Origin of the sequence: uncultured Exiguobacterium sp. (genome assembly GCF_964277885.1) — a bacterium.
Taxonomy (GTDB): Bacteria; Bacillota; Bacilli; order Exiguobacteriales; family Exiguobacteriaceae; genus Exiguobacterium_A.
Genome location: NZ_CAXYJR010000005.1, coordinates 525,013 through 542,010 on the forward strand (window position 1 = coordinate 525,013; position 16,998 = coordinate 542,010).

General features: G+C 46.4%; 15 protein-coding genes. 10 read left to right on the forward strand and 5 right to left on the reverse strand.

Annotated features, from left to right (window positions below; all coding sequences use genetic code 11):
* The first annotated feature begins 93 nt into the window (after positions 1 to 93).
* On the forward strand, positions 94 to 1,071 hold the full coding sequence (locus tag ACHWTJ_RS04355) for a hypothetical protein (protein WP_023469100.1): 978 nt from the start codon (positions 94 to 96) through the stop codon (positions 1,069 to 1,071).
* 61 nt (positions 1,072 to 1,132) lie between these two features.
* On the opposite strand, the gene ACHWTJ_RS04360 is transcribed toward ACHWTJ_RS04355, so the two are convergent.
* Positions 1,133 to 2,404 carry an NAD(P)/FAD-dependent oxidoreductase gene (locus tag ACHWTJ_RS04360; RefSeq protein ID WP_294740377.1) on the reverse strand — a complete coding sequence of 424 codons (1,272 nt, stop codon included), beginning with the start codon at positions 2,402 to 2,404 and terminating at the stop codon, positions 1,133 to 1,135.
* A gap of 192 nt (positions 2,405 to 2,596) precedes the next feature.
* Here ACHWTJ_RS04360 and ACHWTJ_RS04365 point away from each other — a divergent pair, with 192 nt between their 5' ends.
* Together ACHWTJ_RS04365 and ACHWTJ_RS04370 are read left to right on the forward strand one after the other, a co-directional pair.
* Positions 2,597 to 4,261, forward strand: coding sequence for an oligosaccharide flippase family protein (locus tag ACHWTJ_RS04365; protein WP_394679181.1), 1,665 nt, complete (start codon positions 2,597 to 2,599; stop codon positions 4,259 to 4,261).
* A complete protein-coding gene (locus ACHWTJ_RS04370) occupies positions 4,248 to 4,967 on the forward strand; it encodes a pseudouridine synthase (protein WP_394679182.1) in 720 nt (239 codons plus the stop codon). The genes ACHWTJ_RS04365 and ACHWTJ_RS04370 overlap by 14 nt, the downstream gene beginning before the upstream one ends.
* A gap of 61 nt (positions 4,968 to 5,028) precedes the next feature.
* Here ACHWTJ_RS04370 and ACHWTJ_RS04375 read toward each other — a convergent pair whose 3' ends face one another.
* Positions 5,029 to 5,661, reverse strand: coding sequence for an SDR family oxidoreductase (locus ACHWTJ_RS04375; protein WP_394679183.1), 633 nt, complete (start codon positions 5,659 to 5,661; stop codon positions 5,029 to 5,031).
* A gap of 107 nt (positions 5,662 to 5,768) precedes the next feature.
* Positions 5,769 to 5,987 (reverse strand): DeoR family transcriptional regulator, encoded by a 219-nt coding sequence (locus ACHWTJ_RS04380; protein WP_023469095.1) that lies wholly within the window; start codon positions 5,985 to 5,987, stop codon positions 5,769 to 5,771.
* Between the two features lie 321 nt (positions 5,988 to 6,308).
* On the opposite strand from ACHWTJ_RS04380, the gene pepV reads away from it, so the two are divergent.
* From pepV to ACHWTJ_RS04410, 6 genes are read left to right on the forward strand one after another with little or no spacing between them, the layout of a single operon-like run.
* Positions 6,309 to 7,706, forward strand: coding sequence for a dipeptidase PepV (gene pepV / locus ACHWTJ_RS04385; protein WP_394679184.1), 1,398 nt, complete (start codon positions 6,309 to 6,311; stop codon positions 7,704 to 7,706).
* A gap of 59 nt (positions 7,707 to 7,765) precedes the next feature.
* The gene (locus ACHWTJ_RS04390; protein WP_394679185.1) at positions 7,766 to 8,914 is read left to right on the forward strand and encodes an MFS transporter; all 1,149 of its coding nucleotides are present in this window, start codon (positions 7,766 to 7,768) and stop codon (positions 8,912 to 8,914) included.
* A 7-nt stretch (positions 8,915 to 8,921) separates the two neighbouring features.
* Entirely contained in the window at positions 8,922 to 9,440 is a 519-nt protein-coding gene (thpR, locus tag ACHWTJ_RS04395; protein ID WP_294740383.1) for an RNA 2',3'-cyclic phosphodiesterase, read from the forward strand.
* 1 nt (position 9,441) lies between these two features.
* A complete protein-coding gene (locus ACHWTJ_RS04400) occupies positions 9,442 to 10,317 on the forward strand; it encodes a hypothetical protein (protein WP_294745232.1) in 876 nt (291 codons plus the stop codon).
* Positions 10,318 to 10,366: 49 nt separating this feature from the next.
* A complete protein-coding gene (pulA, locus tag ACHWTJ_RS04405; protein ID WP_394679186.1) occupies positions 10,367 to 12,493 on the forward strand; it encodes a type I pullulanase in 2,127 nt (708 codons plus the stop codon).
* 51 nt (positions 12,494 to 12,544) lie between these two features.
* Entirely contained in the window at positions 12,545 to 13,345 is an 801-nt protein-coding gene (locus ACHWTJ_RS04410) for a phosphotransferase family protein (protein ID WP_294740386.1), read from the forward strand.
* Positions 13,346 to 13,386: 41 nt separating this feature from the next.
* Here the strand turns inward: ACHWTJ_RS04410 and budA are convergent, their stop codons facing one another.
* Complete coding sequence (gene budA, locus ACHWTJ_RS04415; RefSeq protein WP_394679187.1) at positions 13,387 to 14,100, reverse strand: acetolactate decarboxylase; 714 nt, start codon at positions 14,098 to 14,100, stop codon at positions 13,387 to 13,389.
* Between the two features lie 11 nt (positions 14,101 to 14,111).
* Positions 14,112 to 15,803, reverse strand: coding sequence for an acetolactate synthase AlsS (gene alsS, locus ACHWTJ_RS04420; protein WP_394679188.1), 1,692 nt, complete (start codon positions 15,801 to 15,803; stop codon positions 14,112 to 14,114).
* Positions 15,804 to 16,244: 441 nt separating this feature from the next.
* Between alsS and trmB the strand changes: the two genes are divergently transcribed.
* Positions 16,245 to 16,886, forward strand: a complete 642-nt coding sequence (trmB, locus tag ACHWTJ_RS04425; RefSeq protein WP_294740389.1) for a tRNA (guanosine(46)-N7)-methyltransferase TrmB — start codon at positions 16,245 to 16,247, stop codon at positions 16,884 to 16,886.
* The last annotated feature ends 112 nt before the right edge of the window (positions 16,887 to 16,998 follow it).

Below are 16,998 nucleotides of genomic sequence, written 5' to 3' on the forward strand. Positions count from 1 at the left end.
GGTTTCTTCATTTCCGTCGCAAGTCCGCTTTTTTTTTGAACGTCCTTCTGATACACTGAATCAGAAACCGAGAAAGAAAGGCGATTACCATCAATGAAACGATCTTATATAGTCTATACAACGATTTTTGCCGTCGTTTCGGGTTTGATTCTTTGTGTACTGCTCGTCTTCTCAAAACCAGAGACGATGTCGCGTATTCAGGAAACGTTCGCGAAAATCGAGACGCAATCGAAGCATCAGGCAGCTGTCAAACAGGTGCCGACGAAAACGCCTTCAGCCATTCCGAATCCGGAAGAACCATTAATTAAGAATGTCCAGCAGATGTTATATGATGATTCCATCGGGTCGTACCTCGTCGTCACAGACGATTATCGTTTCTTTGAAATTAGTGGAACAGGTGAGAGAATCAATGCATCTTTTCAATTAGAAGAAGGAAAACTACTTCTTTCGGGACTTGATGGCATGACACTCGTTGACGGAGAGACCGTCGCTTTATTGACCTCGAATCAGATTCTGGTGACAATCACGCGAAAAGATGGGGTCTGGAGCGAAGAAAAACGTGAAAAAGTACAGGGGACGACGATTCGAGACAGTTTCCATGGACTTGGATATGATGCGAAGAAAAAGGAATTCTATACGATCAATCATATCCGTGCGATCGGACGTGTGGAATTGACTCGTTTCGCCATGAAAGAGGATAAAATTAAGATTGATCCAGATGCGTCAGAAAAGAAAAAACGCGCTTTAAAGAAAAAGCAAAAGCCGCCGTATTTATCGATCGTGGAACGAAGTAAAATTGAACCGGCGAATGGGATGCGAAGTGATGCGAAGAAAGTATTTGAATCCGACTTCCGACCAATTGGTCTTGCGGAACGACAAGGGCGCATCTACACACTTGATTCAGAAGCACTCTATCTCTATTCGATTGATCAGAAAGATCAGACGATCACGGGAGAAACGGCAAGTCCGAAGGTCTATGGTTCAAAAGGGATTTTCGTACAAGATAATGAGTTGTTTGCCTTAGTCGAGACAGATAAATTCTCGAGCCGATCGTTCACACCGATTGACTGATGCTTAAAAAGAAAAGACCCGATTCTTCTGATTAACACAGACGAATCGGGTCTTGTTCATATTAAGAGACAGTGTCACGTGCTATTTCTGCGGCGTGGCTACCGGCGCAATGACCCGTCACGAACGCGGCTGTAATGTTGTATCCACCCGTATAGCCGTGAATATCAAGAATTTCACCAGCGAAGAATAACCGTTCGGCCTTTTTCGACATCATTGTTTTTGGATCAATCTCTTTGATCGAGACGCCACCACCCGTGACGAAGGCTTTATCGAAATCGAGCGTTCCCGTTGCTCTGAGTGGGAATCGTTTCAATTGTTGGAGGAAGTCCGTCCAGTCTTGTTTCTTCACTTGTGTACAGACTTCATCGCCAAAGCCGATTCGAGCGAATAGGAGTTCAAGCAGCCGTTCTGGTACGAAACCACGAAGGGCATTGCGGACTGTTTTCTTCGGATTTGCGGCAAGGGCTGCCTGGAAACGTTCCGTTAAGGCACCGAGGGATTCGTCCGGGAAGAGATCAATCGATAGATGAACGATCGTTTCTTTCGAACGTTTGCGTTCTTTGATCGTATATTGGCTACACCGTAAAGCAATCGGACCACTTAAACCGAAGTGTGTGAATAGTAGATCACCTGTATGTGTCTTGATCGCCTTATCTTTTTTACCGTGGACCGTTAGAGCGACGTCACGCAGAGACAGCCCTTGTAATGTTTTTTCGTGAATGAACGTATCACCTAACAGAATCGGCACTTCCGTTGGGAAGAGTTCCGTGATCGTGTGACCCGCTTTTTCAGCCCACGGATAGCCGTCACCCGTTGAACCGGTATGCGGAACAGATTGACCACCAACCGCGACGATACAACTTTTCGCTTCAAGACGCATGCCATTCTCTAATATGACAGCTGCAAAAGAACCATCCGGATGGAAATCGAGCGTGGCAACTTGCGCATCCGTTTGAATCTCGGCACCATGCGCGCGGATCTGATCAATCAACACACGGACGACATCTGCTGCTTTATCCGAGACAGGGAACATCCGACCATTGTCCTCTTCTTTAAGTGCGACACCAAATCCTTCGAAGAGTTCGATGATTGATTCATTATTAAATTGAGAGAAGGCGCTATATAAGAAACGTCCATTTCCCGGGATTGACTGGACGAGCTCGTCTAGTGGTTTTCGATTCGTGACGTTACAGCGTCCACCGCCAGAGATTGCGAGCTTCCGTCCTAGTTTATTCCCTTTATCGAGCAAGAGCGTTCGAGCTCCAGCTTGTAAAGAGGCGAGCGTTGCCATCAAGCCGCTCGGTCCGCCTCCGATTACGATTACATCGTACATATGGTCACCTCATTCATAGAATTCTGCTTGTTTCACTTTAGCAGAAGTTGCGACTGTAAACAAACCGTCTCTTTCAATTCCAGAAAGACAGCGGTATAATGATTTGCAATTGTGTACGAAAGAACTTGTATAATGAGACAGTCAAGATTAGAATGTCGAGTTTAAAAATTAGAAAGCGTGAGGGATGTTACCATGTCCACAGTCAACAATAAACAGTCCACTTCTCCTGGTAATGCGGGATTCGTTCGTGGGACGATGCTCCTCTCCGGTGCGTCACTGATTTCCCGCGCACTAGGTTTGATCTACCTCTTTCCATTCCAGTTCATGGTCGGTGCTACAGGTATTATGTTTTATACATATGCCTATAACTATTACACGATCATGATTGGTGTTGCGACAGCGGGAATTCCCGTTGCCGTCTCAAAATTCGTCGCCAAGTATAATGCTCTTGGGGAATACGATACGAGTGAGCGATTGTATCGATCTGGTCTGAAAATCATGTCCTTGACCGGCGTTGTTTCTTTTCTCGCCTTATTCTTCCTCGCGCCGTATTTAGCTCACCGAGCGATTCCTGGTGGGGACGTCGATTCAGCGGCATACGTCGATGCCGTCACGATGACGATTCGAGGAGTCAGTTTTGCTTTACTCTTGATTCCGCCGATGAGTATGACACGTGGATACTTCCAAGGGTATCAATCGATGGGACCGACTGCGATTTCGCAAATCTTGGAACAAATCGTCCGAATCATTTTCTTGCTCGCAGGAGTCAGCATCGCCATCTATCTCTTTGATTCTGGGATTGCATGGGCAGCGACGATTGCAACATTCAGCGCATTTATTGGGGCAATCGGAAGTATAGCCGTTCTGATTTACTACTTCCGGAAACGTGCGAGTGGATTACGAGAACTCCGTGCAACTCAAACCGTCCGTTCGCCGGATCGCCCGTTAACGGATTTGTACAAAGAGTTGTTAGCCTATGCGATTCCAATCGTCATGGTAGGCGTTTCGACGCCGCTTTATCAAGTCATCGATCAAAATACGATGAATGCCGCATTACAAAGTATCGGTTATACACTCGAAGCTGCTGGAAATGCAACGGCCTATCTGATTGCGGATAGTCATAAAATCGTTCTGATTCCAGTATCTGTCGCGACTGGATTATCGCTGTCTGCGACGCCGCTCTTGACAGCGTCATTCACACAGGGAGATATGCGGAAAGTACGGGCTCAAATCTCGCAGATTTATCAACTCGTCTTCTTTATTACGATTCCGGCAGTCGTCGGTATGATTCTCCTCAGTGAAGAAACGTTCCATGTGCTCTTCCCGAAAGATCAGGCTGCATGGGTCTATCTCTTAAGTTATGCGCCAAGTGCGTTGTTCCTCGCCTTGTATTCGGTCACAGCGGCAGTCCTACAAGGAATCAACCGGCAATACTTCACGATTGTTGCGACGATTGCCGGACTACTTGCGAAGTATCTCTTGAATGCACCGTTGATTCATTTGACAGGTGACGGGACAGGTGCCGGTTATGCAACGATCATCGGTTACCTTGTTGCGACGGGATTGATGTTCTTCCGAATCACACAAACAGTGAAGTTTCCATTTAGTACCGTCTTGCGCCGGACATCGTTAATTCTAATCATTAGTGCGTTGATGGGGGCGGTTGTCGCGCTCATGAAGTGGGGAATGGTGTCCTTCTTACCAGAGACGACATGGGCATCTCTGTTGATCCTGATCATCGGTGCGGTAGTCGGAATTGCTATTTTTGCAGGGCTTTCGATTTGGAGTGGTTTAGCAGAGGTCATATTAGGGCGTAAATTTTCATTGAAACGAGGACGAAATCATGCGTCTAGATAAATTGTTATCCAACATGGGAGCAGGCTCCCGAAAAGAAGTAAAACTTTTGCTCAAGGCAGGGGCAATTCAAGTCGATGGTGAGATCGTTCGTGATCCGAAACAACATGTCGATGTCGAGTCACAACAGGTTCTGATGTACGGCGAACCGGTCACGTATCAAAAATACATCTACTTGATGATGAATAAACCACCGGGTGTCATTAGTGCGACGGAGGATAAACGAGATGAGACCGTCATCGATCTGTTGTTTGAAGACGTGACGTATTTCAAACCGTTTCCGGTCGGGCGACTTGATAAGGATACAGAAGGTTTGTTGTTACTGACAAACGATGGAGCGTTCAATCATGCCTTGATGTCTCCGAAAAAACACGTTGAAAAAACGTATTACGCGGAAGTGACAGGTGTATTGACGCAAGAAGACGTCGAGACAATTGCGGCAGGCGTCACCTTAGAAGACGGTTATCAGGCAAAGCCAGGAAAACTCGTCATCTTATCGACGACAGAAACAGATTCAACGCTTGAATTGACGATCACGGAAGGGAAGTTCCATCAAGTCAAACGGATGATGCTTGCCCTAGGTAAAGAGGTCACATTCTTGAAACGGCGCTCGATTGGTCGCTTAGAGCTTGATTCGGCACTTGCACTCGGGGACTACCGTGAACTGACACAAGAGGAATTGTCGTTATTTGATTGGCAACCTGAATAAAGCAAAACGAAAAGGCGATGGAATGAACGTACATTCCATCGCCTTTTATTGTGGGATTTAATTATTGATTACGTAGTGCTTCTGCGATCGGATAAGGACCGCTGAGTACTTCGAATACACGAGATTGTGTCGGATGATCAATCAAGTGAACGAACAGCGCTGCCACATCGTCACGAGCCACCTTACGATCTTCGTATGAATCAAAATGCTCTTTCGTTTCAACAGTACCTGTTGGGTCATCGTAGCTGAGCGGACCAGGACGGACGATTGTATAGTCGAGTCCACTTTCTTTGAGGTGAGCGTCTGCTGCTGCTTTCGATTCAAGATACACTTTTAGTTCGCCTTTCGGTTCTTCCGTACCGACTGAACTGAGCATTAGGAAACGATCGATCCCGTTCGATTTTGCTGCATCGATGACTTTGATCGCACCTTCCTGGTCGACGGCGCGTGTCAATTCGTCCGATGCGCCACCAGCACCCGCTGCAAAGATGACGACGTCCGCGTTACTGATGACGCCACTGACATCCTTCGTCAAATCCCCAAGTCTGACTTCAGATGCGCCGAGTGCAATCAAATCGTTGATTTGATTTTCTTCCCGTACGACCGCGATCGCTTGGTGATCTCCTTGTTTAGCGATCAATTCGACCATCTTGCGTCCCGTCGTTCCGTTTGCTCCAATGATTAAAATATTCATGCTCATCATCTCCTTCTCCCAATAGCTATACCCCACGTTTTAAAAAAGATAACAAAAAAGACGCGAAGAATCGCGTCATCGAAAGATATACATAGTGAAACAGTGGATCAACCCGCTTGCTTTTGTTTCTTACTCGACGTCCATGTACCGCGTCGAGGGCTCACAATGAGATTGTTGTATTCAAGCACGTTCAAATCCCGCTGGACGGTCCTTGAAGTGATGCCAAACTCTTCAACCAACTCTGCTGTCGTAGTAGCTCCGTTCTCTTGGATGTAGAGATAGATTGATTTAATCCGGGTCAACATACGGTCTGTAGAATCTTTCATTGGTATAACCACTCCCCCAATGGATAGAATAGTGTTCTAAAGCTTCGGGTGACAAAAGACAATGCAATATCCAGTTGTTTCGCCTTTAGTATAACGTTTTGATATTAAAATGCAAGTAATTTAACCGAACGTTTTCGTAAAAAACATATTCAAATGGTTTGTAAAGTCGATAGTTTAGATTTTATTTTAGATGAATGTTCGTCATTTCAATAAATAAAAAAGAAAACAGAATTTGGATGTTCGTATCTGAACGAATATTCGCTATACTAGGAAGGTGTATAGGAAACGAATCCAAAACCCGTAATGAAGGAGCGAAATCAGATGGTGAATTGGAAAGAGGAAGTACTCGCACGTCGCGAGGACTTATTAGAAGATTTAAAAGAACTATTACGGATTCCGAGTGTACTCGACGAATCCACGATCGAAGAGGGCGCACCGTTTGGTCATGAAGTCAAACGTGCCCTCGATTGGATGCTCGCGACAGGGGAACGCGACGGGTTCACGTCAAAAAATGTCGACGGATACGCCGGACATTTGGAGTATGGTCAAGGGGAAGAGTTACTCGGTATTCTTTGTCACTTAGACGTCGTACCAGCTGGTGGCGATCACTGGACATACGGTCCATTCAATCCGACGCTTGTAGATGGAAAACTGTATGCGCGTGGAGCAATCGATGATAAAGGACCAACGATGGCAGCGTATTATGCTTTGAAAATCGTCAAAGAACTCGGATTACCGCTCTCGAAGCGCATTCGTTTGATTGCTGGGGGAGATGAAGAAAGTGAATGGCGTTGTGTGAATCATTACTTCAAACATGAAGAGATGCCGACTCTCGGGTTCGCACCAGATGCCGACTTCCCGATCATCAATGCGGAAAAAGGACTCTATGACGGGTTATTGATTCAAGGGAAACCAGCGCAATCTTCTGATACAGGCTACCATCTTGTTCGTTTTGAAGGTGGCGAACGTCCGAATATGGTACCTGGACATGCCCAAGCGCTTCTTCGTGTCGTCGAAGTAGGAACGCTTGAAACGGATTTTCATGCTTATCTTAAAGAACAAGGTTTGACGGGAACAGTTAAGCAAGAAGCGGAAGGTCTCGTACTTGATGTCAATGGTGTCGCAGCCCATGCGATGGAGCCGGACAATGGTAAAAATGCTGCCTTACATTTGGCACGTTTCCTCAACAATCTTCATTTGGATTATAACGGTCGTCGTTACATCCAACTCGTGACGCACATGTTCCGGGATTCTCGCGGTGTAGCGATTGGTGTCGCTGCTTCAGATGAGACAGGTGACTTAACAATCAATGGCGGTGTATTCCGTTATGCCGAAGAGCAAGGAACGGCATCGATCAACATCCGTTATCCATACACGGCAGACTTCACGGAACGTCTGCAAATCATCAAGGAAGCCGCGGCAGGATATGGCTTCGAGTTAGAGACACGAACGCATATGACACCGCACTATGTTGATCCGAATCATGAATTGATCAAGACGCTAAGTGCTGTGTATGAGCGCCACACGAACCAATCAGCTGATCTGATAGCAATTGGTGGGGGCACATATGCTCGTTCGTTGACAGCAGGTGTAGCATTTGGACCAGTCTTCCCGGGTGGTCCTGAAGTTGCCCACCAAGTCGATGAATATGTTGATTTTGATGAACTCTTGCTTGCTGTCGCGATCTACGCAGAAGCGATTTATGAACTCGCAAAATAATGACTGATGATCCCCGCATCGTAAAGATGGGGGGATTGCTTCTTGAAAGGAAGTTTCGTGTGAAAAATCGTCAAACCTATCATTTCCAAGCATTGTATTTCTTTATTTTCTTTGGGCAAGGAGCACTCATTCCGTATCTTGCGCTTTATTTCTCAAACGATGCGTTTGGATTATCGGCTTCAGAGATTGGTACGATCGTTGCGATTGGACCGATTCTTTCTATTTTCTTACAGCCCGTTTGGGGCATCGCGGCAGATCGACTCGGGAAGCCGAAACGTCTCTTACTCGTTGCTATGCTCGCTGCAGGTATCTTTACGTTGAGCTATCTGTTGACCTCTGCTTATCTGCTTTTATTATTGATTTCGTGTATATGGGCGTTATTTCAATGCGCGCATATTCCACTTGTTGATACGTTGGCGATCGAATATACACGAAAACGTAAGGTGGATTATGGCGCTTTGCGTCTTTTCGGATCAGCCGGGTTTGCGTTAGCAGTCTTCATCCTTGGACAAATCACCGAGGAGGGTGGACTTGGTCTGATTTTTTATGCGACTGGTGCAGCATGGATTCTTGGTTTTCTGGTGTTGATTGGTATTGAAGAGACGGGGAGTGTGAACGTTTCACATCGACAACAAGTACCGTTGAAACAACTCTTTTCGAATCGACGCTTCCTATTATTCCTAGCGGGAGGGAGTTTGATCTTCGGACCGATCTTCGCTAATAATTATTACTTTGGCAGCTACGTCACGATTCGTGGTGAGACGACGGCGCTCGTCGGGACATTATTCTTCGTCGCCGTTCTGTGCGAAATCCCGTTCATGCGCATCGCCTCGCGTCTATTGTTACGATTCGGAGCGATTCCGGTTCTCGTCTTCATTTCCTTGCTGTCAGCTGCTCGAACGGCAATGATCGCATTAGAGCTTCCAATTGTCATGCTTTGGGTATTGTCGGCGATGCAAGGAATGATCGTTGGATTGTTGATTCCTGTCGCTTTAGACTATGTTCGATCGCTCGTTCCAGAGACGATGGTCGCAACAGCTGTCAGTACATATATGGCGACGACGACGGGACTAGCAACAGCGCTGTTTAATTTGATGAGTGGTTTTGTGCTGGAGCAAAGTACAATCTATACTGTCTTTTGGGTATATACAAGTAGCAGTATTCTTGGTGCCGTTCTGTACGGTATCAGTGGTCGAATGAAGGAGTGAAGATACGATGAGACAGGAACGACACTTTTTTGTTGCCTTACCGATTCCTTCTGAAGATTTAGCCAATACTGCTAAACATTTATCTCTACCTGATTACTTTCGAAATGTCTATACGTTAGAAGAATACCATTTGACGCTTCGTTTTTTTGGACCATTGGAGATAGAAGAACAGCAGTCATGGAAACAGCAGTTGCAGGAGATTGCGCACACGATCGAACCGTTCGTGCTTCGATTAGATCGTCTGATTGCGTTCGGACGAGACGAACGACCACGTGTCGTCGGATTCGGGACGGAAGCGGATGAACTGTTTCAATTAGCGAGTCAGGTCGATCCAAATGCAACTAAACCATTCGTTCCACATGTCACGATCGCGAAGAAGTGGCGCGCGGAGGCGGAAGAATGGACGACGAGTCCGATACAACCGGTAGAATGGACTGTTCGTGAACTTGTTTTGTTTGAGATAAGACCAGAAGCTTCACCAAGATATGAACCAATCTACCGGGTTCAACTAGGTAAAGAAGAGTGAGGTGATTCCCATCGCAATCTTGATGAAACTATACGATTTAGATAGTCGATTTGAAAAAAATCCACTTGAGATGACAAAACGTTTTGGTGAGCATCAAGCGCTTGATTACGCGAACGTCTATCGTAAATGGGAAGCAGGAGAACTGTTTCCGGGCGAAACGCTGATTCGTCCTAAAAAGTGGTGGCAGGTAATGAAGAAAAAGGAAGTCGTTCAACTTCCGGGTAAACAATTATCCAAAAGAGCGTTTGATAAATGGTACAAAAAACGTCTTGAATTACAAAAACTTCTGAATGTCGCAGGGGGAGCAGATGAAGAAGACATTTGGCGAATTCCATTGAAGCGTCATTTGGATTTCTATCAGATGCTGCATTTGTTGAACGAACAGTATGCGATGTTTTATCGTGCTGTCATTCACTATCAAGTCGGTGAAGTTGAGTTGAGTCCTTTTATTGTAGGACCTTCTGCGATTTACATCATGGAGTGGCTCGATGGCGAAGAGAGTATTTATCACATTCGACGAGATAAGTTGTGGCGGGAACAACCGTTCAAAGCCTCTGTGAAACAGATTTTAAACCCGAACATCAGTTTAAAACGAACGGAAGATATTTTGCATACGATTCTTGGTCGTGACTTCGATTTACCTGTCGAACGCGTTGTTTTAGCGCCAAGCGGTTATTTTGATAAGATTCCAAAAGAAACGACGACAACGTATGTCAATAAAGTGGATTTTCCTAAGTGGTTGAATCGTATGAATGGGAATGCGACTCATACAAAAGCCGCTCAAATGCGTGTGTGTGAAAAAATCCTAAAAGAAACCGTATCGATTCCGTTTCAAATGGCAATCCAGAGTGAGGAACAGTCACGCATTCAAGAATAAGGGAGGGAGCGACGGCATTGTCGTTGCGAAAGACATGACGAACCAAGAGGTGGCAATACCAGTGATCCGGGCAGAGTTTTTATCGTTTCAAAGCATCCGGGTCGAGGTCGAAGGCAATCCGTCAATCCACTGGTCACTTGAATGTGATGGACAATCGCTTGAAATTCAACAGACCGAAACGCATCGAGAAGAACAGTTCGTGGTTTATGAGTTAACGGTTCTTGAACCAGTCGAGCTAGAATGCCGATACGAGGTATTTGGAGCAGGCAGGTCAATCCGTGTCGTTCCCGATCGTTTAGTGCGGACGGAAGCGTTCGAGCGGAAGTACCGTTACGAAGGGAAGCTTGGTGTCTGGGAAGAAGAGGAAGCGTATCATTTTGCTGTCTGGTCACCGGTCGCGGAACGAATCGTATGCATCGTGTACAATCAAGAGGAGCAGGTAATTGGAAGGCGTGAAATGGAACGACAAGAGCAAGGTGTCTATCAGCTTCAAATCGAACGGGATATAGCTGAGCATTGGTACCGGTATGAAGTGACGACGTATCTTGGAACACAAGAAGTCGTTGATCCGTATGCTGGTGCGATATCGGAGAATGGTCGATACGGTGTCATCGTCGACGTCGAACAGACGATTGCCGAGTGGTTTCCAAAGCGAGTCGCGCGTCCTCTTTTCGTCAAACCGTCGGACGCTGTCATTTATGAAGCGAATATTCGCGATTTTACGATTGACCGTTCCGCCGGTTCAAGTCATCCGGGACAATACGTAGGGATGACAGAACGAGGAACAATTTCTCCTCGCGGACATGCGACAGGACTCGATTATCTTCTTGACCTCGGGATCACCCATCTGCAACTGTTACCGGTCCACTTTTTCGAGACGACCGATGAGCGGACACGAACGCCATATAACTGGGGATATGATCCGATGCTTTGGTTCGGATTAGCCGGGAGTTACGCGAGTTCGGTCTCACCGCTCGTTCGCGTCAAAGAGTACGCAGAAATGATAGAGCAGCTCCATGAAGTAGGCATTCGTGTCACATTCGATGTCGTCATGAACCACGTATTCGTTCGGGAACGTTCCTCTCTGGAATTGCTCGTTCCGGGCTATTATTTCCGTTACGAAGTTGACGGCACACTATCGAACGGAACGGGTGTTGGAAACGATACCGCATCCGAACGATTCATGATGCGCCGCCTCATCGTTGACTGTTTGACGTACTTTGCTCGTGTCTACCGCATTGATGCCTTTCGATTTGATTTAATGGGGATTCATGACATTGAGACGATGAACGATGTTCGCGCAGCGCTCGATGCGATTGATCCAACGATTCTAGTGTATGGAGAAGGCTGGGATCTTGCGACAGCGTTACCGGAACGACTCAAAGCGATGAGTGCCTCCGCTGCGCAAATGCCGCGAATCGCTCATTTTAATGACGTGTTCCGCGATGCCTTGAAAGGATCGACGTTTAGTGAATACGATCGAGGATTCGTTGCCGGAGATGGTTGGAAGGAAGGGGAAGTCCGAAACGGGATTGCGGGGAGTGTTCATATCGATAACCAAACGTACGGACGCTTTCCAGAACCGACCTATTCCATAAATTACGTCGAGGCGCACGATAATCATACACTGTACGACAAATTTAAGATTTCCTGTCCGGAAGCGGACGAACAACAGTTGCTAAGGATGAGTCGATTAGCACAAACGATCGCTTTGCTTGCACAAGGCATTCCATTTCTTCACGCAGGTCAAGAATTTTTGCGTACGAAACAAGGTGTTGAAAACAGCTATAACGCACCAGACGAGATCAATCGAATGGACTGGGAACGTAGGGATGATCACCTCTCCCTCGTCGCGTATATTAAGACAATATTACAAATTCGTAGAATGCACGGCGGATTCCGGTTGCACCGGGCGAATCAGATTCGGGAACTGCTTCATTTCATCAACTTACGACCGGGTGTCATCGCCTACGAAGTCGAAGCGATCCACTCATATGATGCGTGGCAACGAACGCTCGTTGTCTACAATACGACGCACGAAATCGTGGAAGTCTCACTCGATCACTCGCGCTGGAATGTGCATGTGCAGGGAGATAACGCCTCTGTCGAACCGCTTCTGAAAGGTGTCGATAGGATTCAAGTCCTTCCGTTGTCAACGACGATTGCGACGTGTTAAGATAAGCATTGTGCCTTAGGCAAATCTACTAAAAAAGTTGAGCGGATTATAATGGAATTAGATATTTTAGATGCGCTTGGCGAAGGCTGGACCCTTACGCCAGCAGGTGGAATCACAGGAGAAGCGTACATTGCTTCAACAGGACAATCAAAATTGTTCTTAAAACGAAATTCATCGCCGTTTTTGGCGATTTTATCCGCGGACGGAATCGTCCCGAAATTATTATGGACGAAACGGATCTATAGCGGGGACGTCATCAGTGCGCAACAATTCATTGAAGGCGATGAGTTGGAGCCGGAAATGATGGAGCGTCCTGAAGTAGCACATTTGCTTGGAAAAATCCATGATTCGAAAGAATTGCTGTTCATGCTACAACAGCTGGACCAACGTCCGATCGAACCTGATGAGTTATTGCGTCAATGTCGCTTATATTTTCAACCAGAAGATTTAGAGAACCCGGAATTGGTAGAACATGCGATGATTTATCTCGAACGAAATCTCGAGCAAGTAAGAACGGACGAACAAGTCGTCTGTCATTCAGATCTAAATCATAATAACTGGTTGACGGGAGCGGACGGTCAACTCTACCTGAACGACTGGGATGATGCGATTATTGCCGACCGTGCGTATGACCTCGGGATGATGTTATACAGTTATGTTGATGAAGCGGCTTGGCCCGAATGGTTCGAACATTATGGTCATCCATTGACGAGTGATCTGAAACAACGGATGCACTGGTATGTTGTAGCGCAAGCCGTATTATCCTTGTATTGGTATGAAGATATGCGTCATCCGGATGTCGAGGACAGCTATCATTTTCTAGAACAGCTACTTGAATACTCTAACGACTAAAAAGCGTGTCATTCCGAAAAAGGAACGACACGCTTTTTTGTTTAACCTTCTGCGATTTTAATCTCTTTTTCAATATCGTGGCTTTCGAGGTCTGCCGATCGATACGCTTCAGTCGTTGGTAAACGTAAATCAAGCTGCGGTTTTTCTTCGAATGTGACGGTGACGTTCTTGACCGTGTAGTCAAAGACATGACCGCCGCCCGCACGTTCAGCATCGATGAAATGGAGATGATAGCCAGCGACGGCGATACCGTGACCGAACCGTGGTGTGTAGTAACCGGCGAGTGTTCCTTTCGTTTGCTCGAAAGTACGCGCGCTTTGAGAAGCGACAGCTTCCGTGATTGGAACGAACGGTTTCTCCTGACGAGCGACGGTACGCGTCTGAACCTTAGTGAACGTTCCGTCAATCCGAACGGCATAAAAACTATTGATCGTCGGTAGTTGTTCATTCAGCCAGTGTTCGAATGCCGATTTCGACATCTCTTCCGTCACGGAAAGTGTTTGCTCCGGCTCAAAATGGGTCAATGTCGCGAACGGTGTCGTCGTTTCAGGTTGAAGTGGTCGAGCGCTACCGTCCGAACGAAGTTGATAGAACTGACCATCGAAACCAATCATCTCCCCGTCTAAGTGGTCAAATGTTCCGATACCGAAATTCCGTTGATTAAGAACGGACGCGTACGTGACTTCACTCTCGAATACCCCATCAAGCAATGCCATCATGGTTGAAATCTGAACGAGTGTTTTATCGTGTGCCATGTGAATCCTCCTTAGTTCAATTGATCGAGATGAACTTGTTCACCGAGTGCGATATTGTCGCGGTAATCAATCGGGACGTCTACGATGACTGGGCCTTCTGTCGCGAGTGCTTCATCCATGATCGCGGCTAGTTCAGATGGATGATTGACGCGTAGTCCTTTTGCTCCAAAACTCTCAGCATATTTGACGAGATCGACGTCACCAAATGATGTACCAGATTTCCGTTTGTATTTCATCTCCTGTTGGAACGCGACCATATCGAATCCGCTATCACGCCATACGAAGTGAACGAGTGGTGAGTTCAAGCGGACAGCTGTTTCAAGTTCCATCGCAGAGAAGAGGAATCCGCCGTCACCTGAAATCGAGACGGCCTTCTTACCTGGACGGACGAGTGTTGCCGCGATTGCCCAAGGAAGCGCGACACCAAGTGTTTGCATACCGTTACTAAAGAGAAGATGGCGCGGTTCGTACGAACGGAAGTGACGTGCCATCCAGATATAGTGAGAGCCGACATCGACTGTGACCGTGACATCATCCGCAATTTTTTCGCGTAACGTCTTCATGAAATAAAGCGGGTGTGTCAATGGAGAATCCGCGACTGGAGGAACATCGCGATCAACAAGACGTTGATGTAAGCCTTCGAGGAATTGCGCGGAACTCTCAGGTAAAGTGAGTAGTTGCAGGCGCTCAGCGATCGCATCGACCGTTTTCGCCATATCACCGACAAGTTCACGATCTGGACGATAGAAGTGATCAATTTCAGCGCGCATTTGATCGATGTGGACAAGCGTCCGGTCGTGCGTCGGTTGGTTCCAGAATTTCGGATCATAGCCGATAGGGTCATAGCCAATCGAGAGAACGAGGTCCGCCTCTGCAAGTAACGCATCTCCCGGCTGATTACGGAACAGTCCGACACGTCCATAGAAATTCGATTCAAGCTCACGTGATAATGTGCCGGCCGCTTGGAACGTCTGGACGACAGGAATCGAGACATGTTTGAGCAGGGACCGAATCGCATGTACGACGTCCGGCTGACTCGCGCGCATACCGAGTAACAAAACAGGCAGCTTCGCATCTTGAATCAAACGAGCCGTCTCTTCTACCCAAGCTTCTGGTGCAACACCGAGCTTCGGTGCTTCAACTGCACGGAATGCCGTGACGTTCGCTTCGCTCAATCCGACGTCTTGAGGGATACTAACGAAAGCAGCACCGGAAGTCGTTTCAGCTGTACGGAAAGCATTGGATAATACTTCTGGAATGTTATCGGCATCTTGTACTTCCGCACTAAAGTTCGTAATTGGTGTAAAGAGTGCCTGATTGTCCATTGACTGATGTGTTCGTTTTAAACGATCGGCCCGTGTGACAGCTCCAGCAATTGCGACAACGGGGTCACCTTCAGAGTTCGCCGTCACAAGACCTGTCGCTAAGTTTGATGCCCCTGGACCAGATGTCACAAGAACAACGCCTGGTTTGTCTGTCAAGCGACCGATGGCCTGAGCCATAAATGCAGCGTTTTGCTCATGGCGTGCAACGATGAGTTCAGGTCCCCGGTCCTGTAACACATTGAAGACGGAATCGATTTTGGCGCCAGGAATACCAAAAATGTAATCCACACCCTGTTCGATGAGTGAGTCGACGACTAAGTCTGCACCTGTTTTCTTCTGTACTAGTTCTTTTGAATCACTGTTTTTATTTTCGTTCATTACAATTCTCCTTTTTACCAACGTTTTTTGGTGTTCGATAGCTGTAATAAATAATCTGTTTCAAAAAAAGTATACATCTGTTTCATGGTAAAACCAACCTAAATTCATTTAGGGAATAAAAAAAGTACCTTGTGTATAGTTACACAAGGTACAGAGATTGCGCTTATTCAACGTCGACTTTTCCAAAAGTCGCCCAGACGAATAAGGCACAGATGCCCATGACGAGAACGATGGGGGAGCCCCAAGCAATCAAGAAGTCTTCCATGGTACAGCCCTCCTTTATAGTTCTTACGTACCTTTAGTGTAGTAGATTGCTCACTGTTTCTCAAGTGACGAACTGCTGAACATTCTTCAAGCGGAATTGAAGAAGTTCTTATATAATTACCCGAATCATGATAAACTTATCTGCGGATAATTTAAGTTTGGAAAGGATGAACGATAGTGCGTTTACGACATAAACCATGGGCGCAGGATTATATGAAGGAACAATCCTCGATCTATATAGCAGAACCAGCATCCCTGAAAGGAGACTGGGCGACAGAGTTCAAGAATGATAATCCGATCTACATCGAAGTGGGATCAGGAAAAGGGGCCTTCATCACAGGGATGGCGAACCAACATCCGGAGATCAATTTCATCGCGATTGAACTTTTTGAAAGTGTGGCAGTGACAATTGTTCAAAAATTAGTAGAGGCTCCACAAGCAAATGTTCGCGTCTTGACAGTCGATGCAAAAGATTTACGCGATTACTTCGAAAAAGGAGAAGTGGCACGCGTTTATCTTAACTTCTCTGATCCTTGGCCGAAGACACGTCATGCGAAACGTCGTTTGACGTATAAAACGTTCCTCTCGACGTATGAAGATATCTTACCAGCGAAAGGGCAAATTCACTTCAAGACCGATAATCGCAAGTTGTTCGAATCGAGTCTGATGACGATGTCGGCATACGGTATGCGTTTTGACTGGATGTCGCTTGATTTACATGCGAGTGAACCGGAAGATAACGTTCGAACAGAGTACGAAGAGCGTTTTTCTTCAATGGGACAACCAATTTATCGAATGGAAGCAACGTACCAAAATTAATTTAGACAAAAAGTTTTCTTATTTTCCTGGTATTTCTTTCACACTTTTTTCTTATTAATTGGTACAATGTTGTTGACTGAAGAACTTGTACTTATAGGTAAAGGGGGAATTT

Excerpts from the sequence above, each read along its gene's own strand:
- ACHWTJ_RS04355 (WP_023469100.1), top strand. The coding sequence starts at position 94 with ATGAAACGATCTTATATAGTCTATACAACGATTTTTGCCGTCGTTTCG.
- ACHWTJ_RS04360 (WP_294740377.1), bottom strand. The coding sequence starts at position 2,404 with ATGTACGATGTAATCGTAATCGGAGGCGGACCGAGCGGCTTGATGGCA.
- ACHWTJ_RS04365 (WP_394679181.1), top strand. The coding sequence starts at position 2,597 with ATGTCCACAGTCAACAATAAACAGTCCACTTCTCCTGGTAATGCGGGA.
- ACHWTJ_RS04370 (WP_394679182.1), top strand. The coding sequence starts at position 4,248 with ATGCGTCTAGATAAATTGTTATCCAACATGGGAGCAGGCTCCCGAAAA.
- ACHWTJ_RS04375 (WP_394679183.1), bottom strand. The coding sequence starts at position 5,661 with ATGAATATTTTAATCATTGGAGCAAACGGAACGACGGGACGCAAGATG.
- ACHWTJ_RS04380 (WP_023469095.1), bottom strand. The coding sequence starts at position 5,987 with ATGAAAGATTCTACAGACCGTATGTTGACCCGGATTAAATCAATCTAT.
- pepV (WP_394679184.1), top strand. The coding sequence starts at position 6,309 with ATGGTGAATTGGAAAGAGGAAGTACTCGCACGTCGCGAGGACTTATTA.
- thpR (WP_294740383.1), top strand. The coding sequence starts at position 8,922 with ATGAGACAGGAACGACACTTTTTTGTTGCCTTACCGATTCCTTCTGAA.
- ACHWTJ_RS04410 (WP_294740386.1), top strand. The coding sequence starts at position 12,545 with ATGGAATTAGATATTTTAGATGCGCTTGGCGAAGGCTGGACCCTTACG.
- budA (WP_394679187.1), bottom strand. The coding sequence starts at position 14,100 with ATGGCACACGATAAAACACTCGTTCAGATTTCAACCATGATGGCATTG.
- alsS (WP_394679188.1), bottom strand. The coding sequence starts at position 15,803 with ATGAACGAAAATAAAAACAGTGATTCAAAAGAACTAGTACAGAAGAAA.